This is a genomic window from Pseudomonas sp. NPDC087612, assembly GCF_044743505.1.
Lineage (GTDB): Bacteria > Pseudomonadota > Gammaproteobacteria > Pseudomonadales > Pseudomonadaceae > Aquipseudomonas.
Genome location: NZ_JBIUWO010000005.1, coordinates 374,666 through 394,783 on the forward strand (window position 1 = coordinate 374,666; position 20,118 = coordinate 394,783).

The 20,118-nt window shown below is 63.0% G+C and carries 20 protein-coding genes; 9 read left to right on the top strand and 11 right to left on the bottom strand.

Annotated features, from left to right (window positions below):
• Nucleotides 1–102 precede the first annotated feature (102 nt).
• From mksB to mksF, 3 genes are read left to right on the top strand one after another with little or no spacing between them, the layout of a single operon-like run.
• The gene (gene mksB, locus ACIOVF_RS13050) at nt 103–1,380 is read left to right on the top strand and encodes an Mks condensin complex protein MksB (protein WP_045195947.1); all 1,278 of its coding nucleotides are present in this window, start codon (nt 103–105) and stop codon (nt 1,378–1,380) included.
• Nucleotides 1,370–2,071: an Mks condensin complex protein MksE gene (gene mksE, locus ACIOVF_RS13055; RefSeq protein WP_010225708.1), complete on the top strand. Its 702-nt coding sequence runs from the start codon at nt 1,370–1,372 to the stop codon at nt 2,069–2,071. The genes mksB and mksE overlap by 11 nt, the downstream gene beginning before the upstream one ends.
• Nucleotides 2,068–4,899 carry an Mks condensin complex protein MksF gene (gene mksF, locus ACIOVF_RS13060; RefSeq protein WP_045195945.1) on the top strand — a complete coding sequence of 944 codons (2,832 nt, stop codon included), beginning with the start codon at nt 2,068–2,070 and terminating at the stop codon, nt 4,897–4,899. The genes mksE and mksF overlap by 4 nt, the downstream gene beginning before the upstream one ends.
• Before the next feature lie 108 nt (nt 4,900–5,007).
• Here mksF and ACIOVF_RS13065 read toward each other — a convergent pair whose 3' ends face one another.
• From ACIOVF_RS13065 to rplU, 5 genes are all read right to left on the bottom strand, one after another.
• Nucleotides 5,008–5,451, bottom strand: coding sequence for a CreA family protein (locus ACIOVF_RS13065; RefSeq protein ID WP_045196576.1), 444 nt, complete (start codon nt 5,449–5,451; stop codon nt 5,008–5,010).
• 22 nt (nt 5,452–5,473) lie between these two features.
• Nucleotides 5,474–6,592: a glutamate 5-kinase gene (gene proB, locus ACIOVF_RS13070; RefSeq protein ID WP_045195944.1), complete on the bottom strand. Its 1,119-nt coding sequence runs from the start codon at nt 6,590–6,592 to the stop codon at nt 5,474–5,476.
• A gap of 75 nt (nt 6,593–6,667) precedes the next feature.
• Nucleotides 6,668–7,891: an Obg family GTPase CgtA gene (cgtA, locus tag ACIOVF_RS13075; RefSeq protein WP_045195943.1), complete on the bottom strand. Its 1,224-nt coding sequence runs from the start codon at nt 7,889–7,891 to the stop codon at nt 6,668–6,670.
• Between the two features lie 192 nt (nt 7,892–8,083).
• Entirely contained in the window at nt 8,084–8,341 is a 258-nt protein-coding gene (gene rpmA / locus ACIOVF_RS13080; RefSeq protein ID WP_010225698.1) for a 50S ribosomal protein L27, read from the bottom strand.
• Nucleotides 8,342–8,373: 32 nt separating this feature from the next.
• The gene (gene rplU / locus ACIOVF_RS13085) at nt 8,374–8,685 is read right to left on the bottom strand and encodes a 50S ribosomal protein L21 (RefSeq protein WP_010225695.1); all 312 of its coding nucleotides are present in this window, start codon (nt 8,683–8,685) and stop codon (nt 8,374–8,376) included.
• 252 nt (nt 8,686–8,937) lie between these two features.
• Here rplU and ACIOVF_RS13090 point away from each other — a divergent pair, with 252 nt between their 5' ends.
• From ACIOVF_RS13090 to ACIOVF_RS13100, 3 genes are all read left to right on the top strand, one after another.
• Nucleotides 8,938–9,906: a polyprenyl synthetase family protein gene (locus tag ACIOVF_RS13090; RefSeq protein ID WP_038997216.1), complete on the top strand. Its 969-nt coding sequence runs from the start codon at nt 8,938–8,940 to the stop codon at nt 9,904–9,906.
• A gap of 101 nt (nt 9,907–10,007) precedes the next feature.
• Nucleotides 10,008–10,349 (top strand): zinc ribbon domain-containing protein YjdM, encoded by a 342-nt coding sequence (locus ACIOVF_RS13095; RefSeq protein WP_045195941.1) that lies wholly within the window; start codon nt 10,008–10,010, stop codon nt 10,347–10,349.
• Nucleotides 10,350–10,474: 125 nt separating this feature from the next.
• Nucleotides 10,475–10,723: a hypothetical protein gene (locus ACIOVF_RS13100; RefSeq protein WP_038997219.1), complete on the top strand. Its 249-nt coding sequence runs from the start codon at nt 10,475–10,477 to the stop codon at nt 10,721–10,723.
• Nucleotides 10,724–10,790: 67 nt separating this feature from the next.
• Here the strand turns inward: ACIOVF_RS13100 and ACIOVF_RS13105 are convergent, their stop codons facing one another.
• From ACIOVF_RS13105 to ACIOVF_RS13125, 5 genes are all read right to left on the bottom strand, one after another.
• Nucleotides 10,791–11,408 carry an FKBP-type peptidyl-prolyl cis-trans isomerase gene (locus tag ACIOVF_RS13105; RefSeq protein WP_045195939.1) on the bottom strand — a complete coding sequence of 206 codons (618 nt, stop codon included), beginning with the start codon at nt 11,406–11,408 and terminating at the stop codon, nt 10,791–10,793.
• Between the two features lie 86 nt (nt 11,409–11,494).
• Nucleotides 11,495–11,800 carry a DUF6482 family protein gene (locus tag ACIOVF_RS13110; protein WP_401289861.1) on the bottom strand — a complete coding sequence of 102 codons (306 nt, stop codon included), beginning with the start codon at nt 11,798–11,800 and terminating at the stop codon, nt 11,495–11,497.
• 135 nt (nt 11,801–11,935) lie between these two features.
• Nucleotides 11,936–12,424 (bottom strand): TIGR00645 family protein, encoded by a 489-nt coding sequence (locus ACIOVF_RS13115; protein ID WP_010226381.1) that lies wholly within the window; start codon nt 12,422–12,424, stop codon nt 11,936–11,938.
• 100 nt (nt 12,425–12,524) lie between these two features.
• Nucleotides 12,525–12,866, bottom strand: coding sequence for a hypothetical protein (locus ACIOVF_RS13120; protein ID WP_010226382.1), 342 nt, complete (start codon nt 12,864–12,866; stop codon nt 12,525–12,527).
• A 172-nt stretch (nt 12,867–13,038) separates the two neighbouring features.
• Nucleotides 13,039–15,477, bottom strand: coding sequence for a Lon protease family protein (locus ACIOVF_RS13125; protein ID WP_045195935.1), 2,439 nt, complete (start codon nt 15,475–15,477; stop codon nt 13,039–13,041).
• A gap of 277 nt (nt 15,478–15,754) precedes the next feature.
• On the opposite strand from ACIOVF_RS13125, the gene ACIOVF_RS13130 reads away from it, so the two are divergent.
• The 3 genes from ACIOVF_RS13130 (at nt 15,755) to ACIOVF_RS13140 (ending at nt 18,619) form a co-directional block, all read left to right on the top strand.
• A complete protein-coding gene (locus ACIOVF_RS13130) occupies nt 15,755–16,243 on the top strand; it encodes a DUF3015 domain-containing protein (protein ID WP_093387889.1) in 489 nt (162 codons plus the stop codon).
• A 77-nt stretch (nt 16,244–16,320) separates the two neighbouring features.
• Entirely contained in the window at nt 16,321–18,174 is a 1,854-nt protein-coding gene (locus ACIOVF_RS13135) for a DUF4105 domain-containing protein (RefSeq protein WP_401289864.1), read from the top strand.
• 88 nt (nt 18,175–18,262) lie between these two features.
• Nucleotides 18,263–18,619 (top strand): lipoprotein, encoded by a 357-nt coding sequence (locus tag ACIOVF_RS13140; RefSeq protein WP_045195929.1) that lies wholly within the window; start codon nt 18,263–18,265, stop codon nt 18,617–18,619.
• A 39-nt stretch (nt 18,620–18,658) separates the two neighbouring features.
• On the opposite strand, the gene gdhA is transcribed toward ACIOVF_RS13140, so the two are convergent.
• Nucleotides 18,659–19,996 carry an NADP-specific glutamate dehydrogenase gene (gdhA, locus tag ACIOVF_RS13145; RefSeq protein WP_045196574.1) on the bottom strand — a complete coding sequence of 446 codons (1,338 nt, stop codon included), beginning with the start codon at nt 19,994–19,996 and terminating at the stop codon, nt 18,659–18,661.
• Nucleotides 19,997–20,118: the final 122 nt, after the last annotated feature.

The following is a 20,118-nucleotide window of genomic DNA, read 5'->3' on the forward strand; positions in this document are numbered from 1 at the left end:
GAAAACCGCCCGACAGCAGCTTGAAGCGATCAAGGGGGTGAATCGACAGGCGTCTGATGCAGTACAATCGGCGCTTTTATTTGGCAACGAGTCGACCCGCCAATGATCGAACCCAAGCGCGTCCTGCGCGCCCTAGCCGAACACTGGGCCCTGCTCGAGCCGTTGTGCGAGCGCTTCGACGGGGGCACCCTGAGCCTGGCCGAACTGCGCCAGCAACTGGCCACCCAGCAGCTGGAGAGCACGCCCCAGGACATCACCAGCCTGCTCGACGTGTGGATCCGCCTGGATATCCTGGTGCCGGTGGCAAAAAGCCCGAACCGTTTCGAGCTCAACGCCCAGATCCACGACTTTCTCGCTTACCTGCGCCGCGAGCACCGCCTGGGCCTGTGCCTGGAGATCGAAGCCTACCTGCGCCACCTCGAGCGCCTGGCCGGGCACATCCAGGACGCCTTCGAGATTCGCGACGGCAATGACCTGGCGCGCCAGCTGCGCCTGCTCGACATGCGCGTGCGCGACGTACTGAAGAAGCTCGACAACGACGAACAGGCGCTGGTCGCCGTGGCCGAACGGGCCAAGACCAGCGACCGGCAAATCCCCCTGCGCCAGCGTTACGCCGAAGTCCTGGCGACCTGGGACGAATATGTTGAGCCGATGATCCAGCTGGTCAACGCCGATGGCGCCTTCGAGCAAGGCGTGCGCAAGGTCGAGACCGTGCTGCTGCGCTTGCTCGGCGAGCAGGCCCGTCTGGGCCATCTGGTCGACGATGACATGCTCCTGCGCACCCACGCGCGCATCCTCGAGATGCAGACCAGCGCCCAGCTGACCCTGCGCCATGCCCGTGAACTGCTGCTGCCGCTGCGTGAAGAAGCGCGCCGGCACAACGCCGTGACCCGTGGCGCCGCCCTGGCCCTGTCGGTAATCCGCCGCAAAGGCCTGGACGCCGTGCCGCAGGCGGCCATGCCGCTGTTCACCCGCCCGCAGAGCACCTTCCTCGGCAGCGCCAGCCAGGTCGAAGCCTACGTCTACGCCCTGGCCCGCTTCGAGCCCAAGCCTGCGCAGTTTCCCAAGGCCCACAAGAGCCACAAGGGCGATGCCCCGCGTGCGCCGCGCACGGTCAAGGAAATGCTCGAGCGCTGCGAAGACGCCCTGCCGCTGCCGGACCTGATGGTCTGGCTGCTCGACCAGGAGCCCGAGGGCGCCACCGACGAGCTGCTGTACTGGTTCTCGCGCCTGTCGCGGGAAAAGCGCTTTACCCGCGCGCGCCTCGAGCGCCGCGAATACACCACCCGCGAACACCTGGTCAGCCTGCGTTCCTTCGCTCTGACATCGAGCCGCGAACCATCGCCTGAGCCAACTGCGAGCCCTGCCCATGCATCTTGATCTTTCCGAACTGTCCCAGCTCGCACCGATCTTCCGCGAGCTGTTCAAGGGCTTTCACATCAGCCGCCGCGACCCGGAGTTGTACGCCCAACTGTCGAATTTCCAGGACCAGTACCGCGGCCTGTTCAAGGCCCTGGGCTTTGAACTGGTGTGCGACACCCGCGGCTTCTACTACTTCGTCCCGGACCTGGCCGCCGCCCAGGTCAACAAGACTGCCCAGCGCCTGTCGCTGTTCACCTTCATCCTGGTCGAGCACCTGGCTGACCAGGGCCGCGACCCGATGTCGGTGCTCGACGGCGGCAGCCTGGGCCGCGACGAGCTGCCTTCGCTGCTGGAAAAATACCGCGACCTGTTCATCCAGGCCGAAGTACAGACCCCCGACGAGCTGGAAGAGAAGATCATGCGCCGCATGACCCAGCTCGGTTTTGCCCACGAAGAGAACGGCATCTACCGCTTCCTGCCGCCGATGCACCGTTTCCTCGACGTCTGCCTGTCGGTGCAGCAGGACCGCGACCTGGCTGCCAGCCTGCACAGCGCCCTGCCGCTGCCAACGCCGGTGCTGGTCGAGGAAGAGAGCCCGGAAGAGCTCAACCGTACCGACGACCCGCTGGACCTCAGCCCGTTCGAAGAAAGCGAAGAAGACGCTTTGGCCCGAGCCATAGCGCAAGAGCAACAGGAGATTGACGCATGAGCCAGGAACGCTACGGCATTCGCCGCTTTGCACTGCTCAACACCGCCGGCTACAGCCTCGGCCTGTTCCCCCTGGAACACCCGCTGTCGGTCTACGGTGCCAACAACCTGGGCAAGAGTGCCTCGATCAACGCCTTGCAGTTCCCGATCCTGGCACGCATGTCGGACATGAGCTTCGGCAAGTACAGCCTTGAGCAGTCGCGTCGCTTCTACTTTGCCACCGACACCAGCTACATCCTCTGCGAAGTCAACCTGCCCCACGGCCCGCACGTGATCGGCGTGGTCGGCCGCGGCCCGGGTGGCGGTTTCGGTCACCAGTTCTTCGCCTATGCCGGCGAACTGGACCTGGCCCACTACCAGAAGAACGACACCTGCCTGCGCCAGAAAGAGCTGTTCAGCAACCTTGAGCGCAACGGCCTGAAAGCCTACGAGCTCAAGCCTGACGAGCTGCGCCGCCTGCTGGTCGGCGGCCACACCTCGATCCCGCTGGACCTGACCCTGATCCCGCTGCGCTCCACCAGCGAGCAGAGCCTGAAGACCTTCCGCGCGCTGTTCATCAACCTGCTGCACATGCGCGAGATCACCGCGGCCAAGCTCAAGCAGCTGTTCCTCGACGCCTTCGAGCACAGCCTGCGTTCGGGCAGCGTCGACTACATCGCCGCCTGCGAAGAAGCCTTCCGCGACGTACGGCGCATGGAGCAGGACTACAACTCGCTGGTCGCCGCCGGCCCGCTGGTCGAGGCCCTGGCCAATGGCGTAGCCCAGCGCGACATCCTGCGCGGCAAGCTGCATCGCCTGTCGCCACTGCTCGACTCGCTGCTCGGCACCTGGCAGGACTACGCCAGCGCGCGCAAAGAAGAGCTGGTGATCCAGGCCGAGCACTACAAGAACGAACAGGACAGCCTGCAGAACGACCAGCGTGGCGGCACCCAGGAACTGATGCGCCTGGAGCGCGAGATCACTGGCGTGCAGCGCTGGCTCGGCGAGTTGTCGGTGCTCAAGCATCGCTTCGCCCTGGTCGATGACGTCAAGGTCCTGGAGCAGCAACTGCTGGCCGCCAAGGACGCCCACGACGAACTGGCCGGTGCCCTGGCGCAGTCGCGCCAGTTCAGCGCCGAAGACCTCGAAGAGCGTCTGCGCGAGCTGGAAAAACGCCTGAAGTCAGTCAAACAGCAGCTCGACCACGCCGACAACAACAGCTACGCGCGCCTGCGTGAAGAGTTCTCGCAGCAGGACGTCGAACGCCTGATGCGCCTGTTCAATGGTGCGCTGTTCAGCCTGCCGCTGGGCGAGCGCGGCATCGAGCTGGACGAAAGCGATGTCTGGGTCAAATCCCTGGAAGCGGTGCTCGACGGCTTCAAGGGCGAGCGCTTCGAGGCCCCGGGTCTGTCCATCGACCTCTCGCACATCGAGCCGCCTGCCCTGCAGGCCCTGGCCGACCGCGCCGCCCTGCGCGACCAGAAGGAACGCCTGGAAAAAGAGCTCAAGCAGCTCAAGACCCAGCAGGCGGTAGCCGCCGACCGCGCCGCGAGCAAGACCCAGACCGAAGCCCTGTACCAACAGGTGCTGGATGCACAAAAGGCCCTGGAAGACTTCCGCCGCAGCGAGACACTGTCCGCCGAGGAAGGCGACAAGCTCGAGCAACTGGCGCAGATGGAAGCGGCCCAGGACGAGCTCAAGCGCTCCAGCGACGCCTTCACCGAACGCGTCCAGCAGCTGTCGGCCAAGCTGCAACTGGTCGGCCGGCAGATCGCCGACATGGAAGCCAAGCAGCGCACCCTCGACGACGCCCTGCGTCGCCGCCAGCTGCTACCCGCCGACCTGCCGTTCGGCACGCCGTTCATGGAACCGGTCGACGACAGCATGGACAACCTGCTGCCGCTGCTCAACGACTACCAGGACAGCTGGCAGGGCCTGCTGCGGGTCGATGGCCAGATCGAGGCGCTGTACGCCCAGGTACGCCTCAAGGGCGTGGCCAAATTCGACAGCGAAGACGACATGGAGCGCCGCCTGCAGCTGCTGATCAACGCCTACTCGCACCGTACCGAAGAGGCCCTGACCCTGGGCAAGGCGCGCCGCGCTGCAGTCACCGACATCGCCCGGACCCTGCGCAACATCCGCAGCGACTACGACAGCCTCGAGCACCAGCTGGCGCTGTTCAACCGCGAGATCAACAAGCGCCAGGTCTCCAACCTGCAGAGCTTCCGCATCGTTTTGGCACCCAACAAGGAAGCGCTCAAGCACATCGACCAGATCATCCACAGCGCCGGTCAGTACGAGGAAGGCGAGACCCTGTCGGTGTTCGACCTCAGCGCCAGCGCCGAGCAGGACAACAAGAACGAAGAGGCCAAGGAATACCTGGCGCGCCTGGTCGCGGCCAACCACAACCAGCTGGGCCTCAAGGACCTGTTCGAACTGGCCTTCGAGATCACCAAGGTCGGTGGCCAGCCGGTGATCCACACCGACATCGACGGTGCGGCGTCCAACGGCACCACCATGACCATCAAGGCGCTGACCAACATGTACTTGTTGCTGCACCTGATGGACCGCGACCTGGCCGGTCGCGTGCGCCTGCCGTACTACCTGGACGAAGCGGCCGACATCGACGAACGCAACCAGGCAGCGCTGCTGGAAACCAGCTTGCAGCTGGGCTTCGTACCGATTCTGGCGAGCGTCAAGCCGCAGGTTTCGGCGCATGTCGCCATCGACCTGGAAGGTGGCAGCGGGCCGAACGGCATCTATATCGACGAGGCGGACTGGAAGTACATCAGCCGTCGGGATGTGGAGAAGGCAGTGGTGCGGGTAGAAGAGGAAGAAGCTTCGGCTTGAGGCCTCTCCAGGGGCCTTTCAGGCCCCATCGCCGGCAAGGCCGGCTCCCACAGGGATCAGGTTGGTCCTTGTGGGAGCTGGCTTGCCAGCGATGCATTCAACTCGGTTTTACTGAGCCCACGGCAAGATCGGAATCGCCGTCACCGCATTCTGCGGGCTGCCTTCGATGATCCGGTCGGAGTACACCAGGTAGACCAGGGTATTGCGCTTCTTGTCGAGGAAACGCACCACCTGCATGGTCTTGAACACCAGCGAGGTGCGCTCCTTGAACACCTCGTCACCGTCCTTGAGCTGCTCCTTGAAGCGAATCGGCCCGACCTGACGGCAGGCGATCGACGCTTCGGCGCGGTCTTCAGCCAGGCCCAGGCCACCTTTCAGTCCGCCAGTCTTGGCCCGTGACAGATAGCAGGTCACGCCCTCGACCTTGGGGTCATCAAACGCCTCGACAACGATGCGGTCATTCGGCCCGACGATCTTGAACACCGTCGATACCTGGCCAATCTCCTCGGCCGATGCCATTACCGGCAACGCCAGCAGCGCCGCTGCAATCATCCCTTTGAACACAGGCAGTTCCTCAGACCAGAATCAGGTTGTCGCGGTGCACCAGCTCCGGCTCGGCGATGTAGCCCAGCAGGCCCTCGATCGCGTCAGACGGCTGGCCAATGATTTTCTGTGCTTCCAGGGCGCTGTAGTTGGCCAGGCCGCGGGCGACCTCAAGGCCATCCGGGCCGACGCAAACCACCATCTCGCCACGGCGGAAGCTGCCCTGCACGGTCTTCACACCGACCGGCAACAGGCTCTTGTTGTCCTTGCGCAAGGCCTTCGCCGCGCCCTCGTCGAGCACCAGGGTGCCACGGGTCTGCAGGTGCCCGGCCAGCCACTGCTTGCGCGCGGCAAGCATGCCGCGCTCAGGCGACAGCAAGGTACCCAGGCGCTCGCCCGCCTTGAGGCGGTCGAGCACGCGCTCAAGGCGACCACCGACGATGATCGTGTGGGCACCGGAACGCGCCGCCAGGCGCGCGGCGCGCAGCTTGGTCTGCATGCCGCCACGGCCCAGGGCGCCGCCAGTACCGCCGGCCACGGCGTCGAGGCTCGGATCGTCGGCACGGGCTTCATAAATCAGCTGCGCATCAGGGTTGTTGCGCGGGTCGGCGTCGAACATGCCGTCGCGGTCGGTGAGGATCACCAGCAGGTCGGCTTCGACCAGGTTGGCCACCAGCGCCGCCAGGGTGTCGTTGTCGCCGAAGCGGATCTCGTCGGTAACCACGGTGTCGTTTTCGTTGATCACCGGCACCACGCCCAGCTCCACCAGGGTGCGCAGGGTGCTGCGGGCATTGAGGTAACGCTTGCGGTCCGACAGGTCGTCGTGGGTCAGGAGGATCTGCGCGGTATGCCGGCCATGCTCGGCAAAGCTCGACTCCCAGGCCTGCACCAGGCCCATCTGGCCGATCGAGGCCGCCGCCTGCAGCTCGTTCATCGCACTCGGTCGCTTGGCCCAGCCCAATCGGCTCATCCCGGCGGCAACCGCCCCGGACGACACCAGCACCAACTCGACACCTGCCTCATGCAACGCCACCATCTGCTCGACCCAGACACCCATGGCCGCGCGATCCAGGCCCTTGCCATCTGCTGTCAGCAGGGCACTGCCGATTTTCACGACCCAGCGCTGCGCACCCGTCACCTTGCTCCGCATCTTCTTCCAACCTATTCAGATCTTTAGATACCAAAACGCCGCTCCTGAGAGCGGCGTTTAGTGTACTGCAACGAATCAGTCGCGCACGTAAATGATTTCCGGGCCGTCTTCGTCGTCCTCGTCCCAATCATCGACATCGTCGTCGCCGATGTCGTGCACGCTCTTGACCCCGCTGCGGCGCAGGGCGCGAGCGTCGTCCAGGGCCTGCAGCTGGGCACGGGCTTCGTCTTCGATGCGCTGGTCGAGCTCGGTCAGCTCTTCGGCGTAGGCCGGGTCGTTGGCCAGACGGTCGGCGCGGTCTTCGAGGTAGCGCATGATGTCGCGGCTGAGCTGCTCGGTACCCTGCTTGGAGATGGCCGAGATCACATAGACCGGGCCTTCCCACTGCAGGCGCTCGACCACTTCCTTGACCCGCTCGTCACGCTCGTCGTCCATCAGCATGTCGGTCTTGTTCAGCACCAGCCAGCGATCACGCTCGGCCAGCGACGGGCTGAAGCGGGTCAGCTCGTTGACGATGACTTCGGCGGCATCGGCGCTGCTGCTTTCATCCAGCGGCGCGAGGTCGACGAGGTGCAGCAGCAGGCGGGTACGCGCCAGGTGCTTGAGGAAGCGGATACCCAGGCCGGCACCGTCGGAGGCACCTTCGATCAGGCCGGGGATGTCGGCGATGACGAAGCTCTTCCAGCGATCGACGCTGACCACGCCCAGGTTCGGCACCAGGGTGGTGAACGGGTAGTCGGCGACTTTCGGCTTGGCGGCCGATACCGAGCGGATGAAGGTACTCTTGCCGGCGTTCGGCAGGCCCAGCAGGCCGACGTCGGCCAGTACTTTCATTTCCAGTTTCAGGTCACGCTGCTCACCCGGCTTGCCCGGAGTGGTCTGGCGTGGCGCACGGTTGGTACTGGATTTGAAACGGGTGTTGCCCAGGCCGTGCCAGCCGCCCTGGACCACCATCAGCTTCTGGCCCGGCTTGACCAGGTCGCCGATGACTTCCTGGGTGGCCGAGTCGATCACCGTGGTGCCGACCGGCACGCGCAGGATCAGGTCGTCGCCCTTCTTGCCGGTGCAGTCGGTGCTGCCGCCGTTGGAGCCGCGCTGGGCTTCGAAGTGACGGGTGTAACGGTAGTCGACCAGGGTGTTGAGGTTATCGTCGGCAACCATGTATACCGAGCCGCCGTCGCCACCGTCACCGCCGTTGGGACCACCGTTCTCGATGAATTTTTCGCGGCGGAAGCTCATGCAACCGTTACCGCCGTCACCAGCTTTGACCCGGATCGATACTTCGTCAACAAACTTCATAAAAACCGCCTCTCGTCAGCTGGACGAGCTGAGTGACACAAAGACATAAGGCTCTTGCAAAAGTGAGCGCGGCGGCCCCGTCACGACAGTAACAACCCACGCCGGCAGCCCATACAAACAGCTTTGCAAGAGACTCACCCCACAAACGAAAAAGCCCCGTCGCGAGACAGGGCTTTTCCAGCGTTCGCGCGATTACTCGGCGACAACGCTCACGTAACGACGACCGAAGGCGCCTTTAACTTCGAACTTGATCTTACCCGCGATCTTGGCGAACAGGGTGTGATCTTTACCCATGCCAACGCCGTAGCCAGCGTGGAATTGGGTGCCGCGCTGACGCACGATGATGTTGCCAGGGATGATAGCCTGGCCGCCATACATCTTCACGCCAAGGCGTTTGGCTTCTGAGTCGCGACCGTTACGGGTACTACCACCAGCTTTTTTGTGTGCCATGGTTCAAATTCTCCAGAAATGGATTCAGGCGATTAAGCCGAAATACCGGTGATCTTGATTTCGGTGAACCACTGGCGGTGGCCCATACGCTTCATGTGGTGCTTACGGCGGCGGAACTTGATGATGCGCACTTTGTCGTGACGACCTTGGGAGATCACTTCAGCAACAACCTTGGCACCAGCAACGACTGGAGCGCCGATGTTCACGTCGTCGCCATTGGCAACCAACAGAACGCGGTCGAAAGTCACGGATTCGCCAGTGGCGATTTCCAGTTTTTCGATTTTCAGGTATTCACCTTCGGCGACTTTGTACTGCTTGCCACCGGTAACAATTACTGCGTACATGGGTATTTCTCCGATAATCCTGCTCACCCAGCTCTTTATAGGAAGAGTATTGGCTGGCATGGCTGCATAGGGCTGGAACGGCCCAGTGCAATTGCGTAAGGCAGGTGCTGCCCAGGAAGTTCAGGGTGCGCGATTGTACGCAAGCCCCGCTTTGCTTGCAAGTCCCACCCCCGGCCCGCGGGCAGCGCGCCTTGACACGCCGGGACCCGCGACCTAGCATGCCGCGCAACCTTTATGGAGCACCTGTGGCCGATGCAACCCCAAGCTTTCTACCGTGCGGTAGCGGACGACTTCAGCGCCGTTGACGAGATTATCAAGAAACAGCTGACTTCGCGTGTACCGCTGGTATCGAAAATCGGCGACTACATTACCTCGGCCGGCGGCAAGCGCCTGCGCCCGCTGCTGGTGCTGCTGTGCGGCAAGGCCCTGGGCCGCGAAGGCGACGACCTGCGCCTGCTGGCCGCCACCATCGAGTTCCTGCACACCGCCACCCTGCTGCATGACGACGTCGTCGACATGTCCGGCATGCGCCGTGGCCGCTCCACCGCCAACGCCCTGTGGGGCAACGCGCCGAGCGTACTGGTCGGTGACTTCCTGTACTCGCGCTCGTTCGAGATGATGGTCGAACTGGGCTCGATGCCGGTCATGCAGATCCTCTCCAAGGCCACCCGGGTCATTGCCGAAGGCGAAGTCCTGCAGTTGTCCAAAGTGCGCGACGCCAGCACCACCGAAGAAGTCTACATGGACGTCATCCGCGGCAAGACCGCGATGCTGTTCGAGGCCTCGACCCACAGCGCCGCAGCCCTGGCCCAGGCCACCGAGGAGCAGAGCGAAGCCCTGCGTACCTTCGGCGACCACCTGGGCGTGGCCTTCCAGCTGGTCGACGACCTGCTCGACTACAAGGGCGATGCGCAAACCCTGGGCAAGAACGTCGGTGACGACCTGGCCGAAGGCAAGCCGACCCTGCCGCTGATCTACACCATGCGCGAAGGCACCGCCGAACAGGCTGCGCTGGTCCGCCAGGCCATCCAGAAAGGCGGCATCGAAGACCTCGAGAGCATCCGCGCGGCCGTTGAAGCCTCGGGCTCGCTGGACTACACCGCCAAGCTGGCCCGCGACTACGTGGCCCGCGCCATCGCCTGCCTGGACGTGCTGCCAGCCAGCGAATACCGCGATGCGCTGGTCGAACTCAGCGAATTCGCCGTCGCCCGCACGCACTGATCGCCCTGCCCCGGCCCATCGCTCGATGGGCCCGATTAGCCTCTGACGGACAAAACCCTATACAATGTAGGTTTTGTACCTGTACGTCTTGAGGAACCTTAGTGAGCACTTTGCCACCCTGCCCCAAATGCAACTCCGAATACACCTACGAAGACGGCGCCCAGCTGATCTGCCCCGAGTGCGCTCACGAGTGGTCGGCTGCCGGTGAAGCCGAAGCGGCCAGCGACGAAGCGGTGAAAAAGGATGCAGTAGGCAACGTCCTGCAGGACGGCGACACCATCACCGTGATCAAGGACCTCAAGGTCAAGGGCACCTCGCTGGTGGTCAAGGTCGGCACCAAGGTCAAGAACATCCGCCTGTGCGATGGCGACCACGACATCGACTGCAAGATCGACGGCATCGGCCCGATGAAGCTGAAATCGGAATTCGTCCGCAAGGTCTGATTCTTCTGGGTTTCGGGGTCGCGCTGCGGCCTCGACAACCCACCGGCGGGAAAAAACCGCCAATAGGCACTTGCTATTTTGATAATAAGAATTATTCTCATTGAACGCTTTCAAGGAGAATAGCCATGACTTATCTGATAGACGCCTGGCTTGACCGCCCCCATCCTTACCTGCGCATCCTGCACCGGGAAACCGGCGAGGTGTGTGCCGTGCTTGAAGAAGAAGCACTGGACGAACTGCGCGACCAGGGCGACCTGGATCTCAATGGTTTGAATTCAAGTGAGCCGAGTGTGCTCAAGGAGCTGGTGAGGAACCTGTTCCTGTTTTGCTATGCCCGGGCGTTGCGCCCTGGCGGTGGAACCGATTGGAACTGAACAGCATCGCGGGGCAAGCCCGCTCCTACCCGAATTGTGTAGGAGCGGGCTTGCCCCGCGATCGGTCTTACAGAACGTCCAGCAGCTCGACGTCGAACACCAGCACGCTGTGCGGCGGGATGCTGCCAACGCCCTGAGCGCCGTAAGCCAGCTCGCTCGGCACGTACAGGCGCCATTTGCTACCGGCGTTCATCAGTTGCAGGGCTTCGGTCCAGCCGGCGATCACGCCGCTGACCGGGAACTCTGCTGGCTGGCCGCGCTCGTAGGAGCTGTCGAACACGGTGCCGTCGATCAGGGTGCCGTGGTAGTGGGTACGCACGCTGTCGTCGCGGCTTGGCTTGGCGCCTTCGCCAGCAGTCAGTACTTCGAACTGCAGGCCCGAAGCCAGGGTGGTGATGCCGTCACGCTTGGCGTTTTCAGCCAGGAAAGCCTTGCCTTCGCCAGCGGCAGCTTCGGCCTTGGCCGCAGCTTCGGCTTGCATGATTTCGCGGATAACCTTGAAGCTGGCCGACAGGTCGGCTTCGCTGACGCGGCTGTCCTGGCCGTTGAAGGCGTCGGTCAGGCCGGCCAGGATGGCGTCCAGGTTCACACCTGGTGGCGGGTTGTCACGCAGTTGGCCACCCAGCTGACGGCCGATGCCGTAGCTGACGCGAGTTTCGTCGGTAGACAGGTTGAGTTCGGACATTTGCTTGCTCCGCTGCAGGGCGCACGACAGCCGCGCCCTTTATGAAAAGGGCGAGCAGCCTAGCACACTGCGCTTGCGCAGATCAGCTACCAGGCCGAACGTCGTGGCATCGGGATTTTCAGATCGCCATCACCGGCGTCGGCGCCACCGCACATCTCGTCGTCCATCGACCAGTGCACCAGGTGCAGCGGCACAGCGGGCAAACCGTCGAGCAGGCGCTGCGCGTCGACCACCGAATGCACTTGTACACGCCGTCCACGTTTATCCGCCAAGGGATGGGCACGGCCTTTAACCCGGGCTTCGATAATGAAGTCCCCGCCCTCGATGGCGATCAGGTTTAGTTCATCGACATGACCGGCCTTGGCCTCGGTGTTCAGTTGTTGAAGGTTCATTGCGATACCTCGTTACTGGAACTTCGAGTGACCGTTCATTTTTTGTACAGCGGCAGACAAAGCACAAGGCAAAAACGCAACCGCCCGTCCGTTTTGCAACGGACGGGCGGTATTTAGACTGGCAAAAGGCCTGGGTCAGTGCTTGGTGACCTTGTCCAGGTAACCCATGGCAAAGGCCGAGACCACGAAGGTCATGTGAATGATCACGTACCACATCAGGTACTGGGGTTCGATGTTGCGCGCGTCCATGAACACCCGCAGCAGGTGGATCGAGGAAATCGCCACGATCGAGGCTGCGACTTTCATCTTCAGCGAAGACGAGTCCATCTTGCCCAGCCAGCTGAGTTTTTCCTTGTCTTCGTCGATATCCAGCTGCGAGACGAAGTTCTCGTAACCGGAAATCATCACCATCACCAGCAGGCCGCCGACCAGGGCCATGTCGATCAGCGACAGCAGCACCAGGATCAGGTCGGCTTCAGCCAGGGCGAAGACGTTGGGCAGGACGTGGAAGATCTCCTGGAAGAACTTCAGTGCCAGCGCCAACAGGCCCAACGACAGACCAAAGTAGATGGGCGCGAGCAGCCAGCGCGAGGCATACATCGCATTTTCGATAATACGTTCCATTGAAAACTCGTCAGGTTGGCAAAAAAGCGAGCGCGAGTATAACAGCCACCCATGACAGAAAAAGCCCGTGGCACGCTGCCACAGGCGCGGCGCCGGCGTCTCAGGTTTCCGGATGGAACTGGAAGTCGCCGACGTGATGCACGCGTTCGCCGTTGATCCGGCGCAGTTGCGCTTGCAGGTGCACGCACCAGATCTGCGGATCGTCAGCCAGTTGGTAACCGTGCAGGGTAAGGCTGTCGACAATGGCGTTGAGCACCGATTCGGCCACGAATGGCCCGTGAAACGGCCCCTGGGCCTTGATCGCAGAGGGCTGCTCGCCAGCCATGCCGGCGGCAAACAGCAGGGTCCACATGCCGTTGTCACCGGCCAATGGGCGGATGCTGCATTCAATGCGGGTCACCAGGCCCAGGCATTGACGGGTGAGGCTGAGGCTGCGCGGCATGGCGAAGGTCCTCGGTAAACCCTTGTTCAGCCTTCAGGTGAAGGCTGTCTCTTCCTGTACCTACCACTGTCCCTGAACTGAAGAATAGAAGAATTCCGCCCATGCGTGGAAAAACCGGCGCCGAATGGTCATGTTCCATTTAGCGCCGTTTTTTTGACTCGTACCACTCAGATCAGGACGGCTTGACCTGGGCCAGGGCCTGCTCGGCGTGCTCCTTTTCTGCCTCCTTGAGGTCCTCTTCGCTGATCATCTCGGCAATTACCCGCAGGCGCTCGACGACCCGGGCGTTGACACTGCCTTCAGGGAACTGGCCTTCTTCGTCCGGCTCACCGGCAGGTTCACCGACCAAAAGGCTCAGGGCCTCGTCGGCCTGGCTTACGGCGTAGACGTGGAACATGCCGGCGCGTACCGCCTGCAGCACCCGCTCGTCGAGCATCAGCGTGGCAACGTTGGCACGCGGGATGATCGCGCCTTGCTCGCCAGTCAGGCCACGGGCTTCACAAAGGCGGAAGAAGCCCTCGATCTTCTCGTTGACCCCACCGACCGCCTGCACTTCACCGAACTGGTTGATCGAGCCGGTGATGGCGAAGCACTGCTTGAGCGGGGTTTTCGACAAGGCCGAGATCAGCGTGCAGGCCTCGCCCAGCGAGGCGCTGTCGCCGTCGACATAACCGTAGGACTGCTCCAGGGCGATACTCGCGGAGATCGCCAGGGGGAATTCCTGGGCATAGCGGCTGCCCAGGTAACCGGTGAGGATCATCACCCCCTTGGAGTGGATCGGCTGGCCGAGGTTGACCTCGCGCTCGATGTCGACGATACCGCTGCCGCCGGGGTAGACCGTGGCGGAGATCCGCGCCGGCACACCGAAGGCCGAGTCGCCGACTTCCAGTACGGTCAGGCCGTTGCACTTGCCCACCGCGGCGCCGTCGGTATCGATGAGGATGATGCCGGCCAGCATGTCGTCGAGAATCCGCGCCGACACACGGCCGGTGCGCGTGGCCTTGGCCTTGAGCGCACGTTCGATGTGCCCGGCGTCGGTCATTTCGTCATTGGCCAGGTGGCGGATGAAGTCCGCCTCGCTGACCAGCTGGAACAAATCACCAATACGCGCCGACAAACGCCCCTGGTGCTCGGCCAGGCGCGCGCTGTAGGTCGCCAGGCGCGCCACCGCGTCGGCGCTCAGCGGCGCCATGCCCTCCTCGCTGGTGCGGGTCTTGAGCAACTGGGCGAACTGCTCCAGGCTCTCGTCGACCATGGGAATGTCTTCGTCGAAGTCGACCAGCACCCGGAACATCTCCTGGAAGTCCGGATCGTGATCCTGCAGGGCGTAATACAGCTGGCGCGCACCGATGATCACCACCTTGATGTTCAGCGGGATCATCTGCGGGTTGAGGGTCACGGTGGCCAGGCGGCCGAACTCGCCCAACGGCGATTCCATCTTCAGCTTGCGCGACTGCAGGGCGCGCTTGAGCGCGTCCCAGACAAACGGTTCGCTGAGCATCTTCTCGGCTTCCAGAATCAGGAAGCCGCCGTTGGCCCGGTGCAGGGCCCCCGGGCGCAGTTGCCGATAGGTGGTGTACAGCGCGCCCTGGTCGGTGCTGTATTCGATACGGCCGAACAGGTTGTCGTAGGTCGGGTGCGGCTCGAACACCACCGGCGCCCCGCCGCTGGCGTGATGGCCGACCACCAGGCTCGGTGCGTACTGCTCTTCGAGCAGCTTGCGCGCCTGGGCGTCGGTCTTGCTGTCATCAACCAGTTGCTCGACCACGGTGCGCAGCAGGTAGACCTGCATGGCTTGCAGGTAGGCACAGACGGCGGCGTTCTCGGCGTACTTCTCAGACAGCGGCGCCAGCAATGGCTGCAAGGCCAGGGTGATGGTTTCTTCGTTGAGCTGACGCAGCTGGTTGCTCGATTCACGCTTCCATTGCGGCAGGCTCGCCAGTTCTTCGTTGAGGCGTTCTTCCAGCGCGGCGATATCGTCGTGGAAACGCTCGCGCTCGGCTTCCGGCAACTGCGCAAATTCCGCTTCGTCCAGCGCCTTGCCGTCGGCCATCGGGGTGAAGGCAACGTTGCTGCTGTCGCGGTACAGGGCCACGTCCTTTTCCAGCGAGGCGCGCTCGATCACATCCAGGGCACGGTCGTATCGCTGGTTGAAGGCGCGGTCGATGGCGCTTTTTTTCTGCTGGTAGGACGGGTGCTCAAACACTGCCGGAAAGGTTGCCAGCAGGTTGTCGATCAGGCCACCGATGTCGCTGATGAACGCACCGGCGCTGCCCGGTGGCAACTCCAGCGCGCGCGGCTCGCGTGGCTCGTCGTAGTTGTTGACATAGACCCAGTCCGACGGCGTTTGCAGGCGCTTGCCTTCGGCCTTGAGGTAGCGTTTGACGAACGAGAAACGGCCAGTGCCGGGCTCGCCCATGACGAAGACGTTATACCCGGGACGCGGCATGGCGACGCCGAACTGCAAGGCTTCGACTGCACGCTCCTGGCCAAGCACACCGCGAAAAGGCTCCAGATCATTGGTGGTGGAAAAAGCGAACTGTTCAGCGGAAAACGGCCGGGTCAGGGCTTCGGGCGCAAGACGCAGGCTCGCAGCGACAGGATCGGGCATCGGGCTTCCTTACTTCGGCGGGGCGGATGTCAGCATTCTGGCGCCGTGCGCGTGCACGTTGCAAGGCTCATCGCTGCTAATTGTCGCAGGGGCGAAAAGCCGATCTACGTCAATATTTTCAGGCAATCTTTCGCAATAAATCACGGAACCCTTAGATCGTGCCTAAACTCCAAACTGCGCGGCTGGGTAAATAACCGACCCGCCCTGGCAACTGGTCCTACAGATATGCCAGACAACCCTGACCTTTGGTATGTAATTCTAGAAAGAGAACAATGCTATGAAACGGATTCTTCTGGGTACTCTGTTCACCGCGGTCTCCCTCAATGCCATGGCCCAGGCCCCTGGCGGACCGGATTGCGGCTGGGGCAACATGCTGTTCGAGGGCCAACGCGGCACACCGGCCCACTTCCTTGCATCCACCACCAACGGCACCTCCGGCAACGCCACTTTCGGCATGACCTCGGGCACCAACGGCTGCTCGACCAACGCTGCGCTGACCTATGGCGGTAAATCATGGTTCGCCATGAACGGCATGATGAACGAACTCTCCGAAGACATGGCCAAGGGTCAAGGTGAAGCACTGACCACCTATGCCGTGGTGCTCGGTGTCGCACCGGAAGATCGCGCGCACTTCGCCGCGGTTACCCATCAACACTTCCAGGACATCTTCAAAACCGCCGATGTCACGGCTGAAGATGTACACAGCAACACCCTCGCGGTACTGAAAAGCGATCCACGTCTGGCCAAGTACGTCACCCAGGCTTAAGCTCGGCCCACCCGCCCCTTCACCGGGGCGGGTTGTTGTCCGCCTCTATCGGCATCATTCAGACTTAGTTGCCCGACATGCTCAAACGCCTTGCCTACCTGGCGCTCTGTGCCTGCGCCCCGCTGCATGCTGCCCCTTCATTCGATGAAGCACGCCTTAAGCAACTGGCGGCCGACCGCTACTGGATCGCCCTCGGCCATTACGAGACGGCCAAGCTGGGCGGCTGGCGCAGCTATGTCGATGACCAACGTTTCTTTCTTGCCGAAGACGGTGCCCATCACCCCGACCAGGAGCTGCGCGCCACCGTCAAGGCGCTGTACGCACCGGCGAGCCTGGGCGACAAACATGCCCAGTGCGTGTTCCCGGCACGTACCCGCTGGCTGCGCGAGCAGTTGCAACTGGACGACCTGCCGCGCCCGGACTGCAAGGACTACACCCAGTGGTTCAAGGACGTCTCGCCGCACAGTGCGGTGATGATCTTCCCGGCCGCCTACCTCAACAGCCCCTCGTCGATGTTCGGCCATACCCTGCTACGCATCGACCAGGCCGACGTGCAGAGCAACGAAACCGCCCTGCTCAGCTACGCGATCAACTTCGGCGCCTATATCGAAGGCAGCGACAACAGCATCCTCTATGCCTGGAAGGGCCTGATGGGCGGCTACCCGGGCCTGTTCGCCCTGGTGCCCTACCAAGAGAAACTCTCCGAGTACCGTAGCCTGGAAAACCGCGACCTGTGGGAATACCGGCTGAACCTGACCCCGGAAGAAACCGGGCGCATGGTCGAGCACGTCTGGGAACTCAAGCAGATCCAGTTCGACTACTTCTTCTTCGACGAAAACTGCTCCTACCGCCTGCTCGAGCTGCTGCAGGTGGCGCGTCCGAGCCTGGACCTGACCTCGCAGTTCCCGCTGACCGCGATCCCCACCGACACGGTCAAGGCGGTCAAGCAGGCCGGCCTGGTCGAGCGTATCGACTACCGGCCGTCGCGCGAGCGCGAACTGCTGGAGCGCGCCAAGCCGCTGGAGGCCGAGGAACAGCAACAGGTGCTGGCCGTCAGTGCCGACACCGCGCAGCTACAGAGCCCCGCGTTCACCGCCCTGCCCCGCGAGCGCCAGGCCCTGGTGCAGGACGCCGCCTACCGCCTGGAGCGTTACCGCGCCAACGGTCAGGAGCGCGACCCGGCGCGGACCAAGCGCAGCTTCGAGCTGCTACGGGCAATCAACCGCAACCCGCCGCCGGAGCTTGAGATCGAGCGCCCCGGCTTGCCTGAGGACGGCCACCAGTCACGTACCTGGCAATTGGGCCTGGGCAGCCGCGATGATCGCGCCTACGCCGAATATGGCCTGCGCATGGCCTATCACGACCTCAACGACAACGCCTACGGCTTCCCCCTTGGCGCACAGATCGAGATCCTCCAGCTCAAGCTGCGCCAGTACGAAGGCAACGACTGGCAGGTGCAGCGCCTGGACCTGGCGACCATCCGCTCGCTGACCCCGCGCAACGCCCTGCTGCAACCCTGGTCCTGGCAGGTCGCCGGGGGGCTTGAGCGAGTGCTGGGCAAGCACGGCGACGAGGTGCTGGTCAGCCACGTCAACGGCGGCGCCGGCGCTACCTGGCAGTTGGCCGATGACGTACTGGGCTTTGCCCTGGGCACGGTGCGCGTCGAGCACAACAATGACTTCGCCGGCTTCATTGCGCCGGCTGCAGGCTTCAATACCGGGATGCTGTGGCGCAACCCGCTGGGCAACCTGAGCGTCGAGGCCAAGGCCGACTACTTCACCAATGGCGAGGTGCGCCGTAGCCTGAGTCTGAATCAGCAGTGGGAGCTGTCCCGCGATCTGGGTGTACGTTTGAGTGCCAGCCGCGACTTCAGCAAGCTTGCGTCAGCGCAGAACGAGGTGATGCTGGAGCTCAAGTGGTATCACTATTAGCAAGGCCCCAATACCTTGATCACATCCTTTTGACACGCCGCCGACAATTGCCCGCCTAGACTTTCCCTGGCAAGCGGAGAGTCTGAACATGCGGCGGTACTGGCTGGTAATGGTGGTAATGGGTGTGCTCACAGGTTGCCAGACAACCCATGAGCAATTGATCAATCAAGGTTACCCACCGGCCTATGCCGATGGCTTCCAGGACGGTTGCAGCAGCGGTCGCCAGGCCGCCGGGGTGATGGCCGGGGACTTTCGCAAAGACGTGCCGCGCTACCTGCACAACCGCCAGTACGAGTCCGGCTGGGACGACGGCTTTCGCCAGTGCCACGCCATGCAGGAGAACCAGGACCTGCAGGAGTATCGCGCCCGTCACTGGGATGAGCGCGATGAGCAGTGGCAGGAAGAAAAGGATCGCGACGCCGCGCGCGCCTATCGACACAAATAGGCCGCAAGCACCCGAAGTCGTCGCCGTCGAGCCCGAGACTTAAACCACGCCCTGGGCCAGCATGGCATCGGCAACCTTGACGAAGCCGGCGATGTTGGCGCCTTTGACGTAGTTGATGCGGCCGTTCTCTTCGCCGTAGTGCACGCAGGCGTGGTGGATCGACTGCATGATGTTGTGCAGCTTGCTGTCCACTTCACCGGCGGTCCACAGCAGGCGCATGGCGTTCTGCGACATCTCCAGGCCACTGACGGCCACCCCGCCGGCGTTGGACGCCTTGCCCGGGGCGAAGAGGATGCCGGCCTCGATGAAGATATCCACAGCCTCGAGGGTGGTCGGCATGTTGGCGCCTTCAGCCACGCAGAGGCAGCCGTTGCGCAGCAGGGTGCGGGCGTCTTCGGCGTCCAGTTCGTTCTGCGTCGCGCATGGCAGGGCAATGTCGCAGGCCAGGTTCCAGGGGCGCTGGCCCTTGCGGAACTCCAGGCCGAAACGTTCGGCCAGCTCGCTGATACGGCCGCGCTTGACGTTTTTCAGCTCCATCAGCGCATCCCACTGCTCGTCGCTCATGCCGGCTTCGCAGTACAGGGTGCCTTCGGAGTCGGACAGCGAGATCACCTTGCCGCCCAGGTCCATGACCTTGCGCGCCGCATACTGGGCAACGTTGCCGGAGCCGGAGATGGCCACCCGGCGACCGTCGATGCGCAGGTCCTGGCGCTTGAGCATTTCTTCGGCGAAGTACACGCAGCCGTAGCCGGTGGCTTCCGGGCGGATCAGGCTGCCGCCGTAAGTCATGCCCTTGCCGGTCAGCACCGAGGTGAACTGGTTGGCCAGGCGCTTGTACTGGCCGAACAGGAAGCCGATCTCGCGGGCGCCAACGCCGATATCGCCGGCCGGCACATCGAGGTCGGCGCCGATGTGGCGGTACAGCTCGCTCATGAATGCCTGGCAGAAGCGCATGACTTCGGCATCGCTCTTGCCCTTCGGATCGAAGTCCGAGCCGCCCTTGCCGCCGCCCATGGGCAGCGAAGTCAGGGAGTTCTTGAATACCTGTTCGAAGGCCAGAAATTTGAGCACGCCGAGGTTCACCGAGCGGTGGAAGCGCAGGCCGCCCTTGTACGGGCCGATGGCACTGCTCATCTGGATGCGGTAGCCGCGGTTGACCTGGACCTTGCCCTGGTCATCGACCCACGACACGCGAAACAGGATCGCCCGCTCAGGCTCGACCATACGCTCGAGGATACCGGCCTGCAGGTAGTGTGGATTGGCTTCGAGGAACGGCCAGAGGCTGCGCAGCACCTCTTCGACCGCCTGATGGAATTCAGGCTGGGCCGGGTCGCGTTGCTTGAGGCGGGCGAGGAAATCTTCGACAGATTCGATCATGTAGACATTCACCAGATGGAGTTGGACTTATGTTTTTTCCTCGACTTTACCAAGAAGCCACGGCACCGCAACAGGGCGCAATGTCGTTTTTATGAAATTAAATGGTGCATTTGTATAAGTGT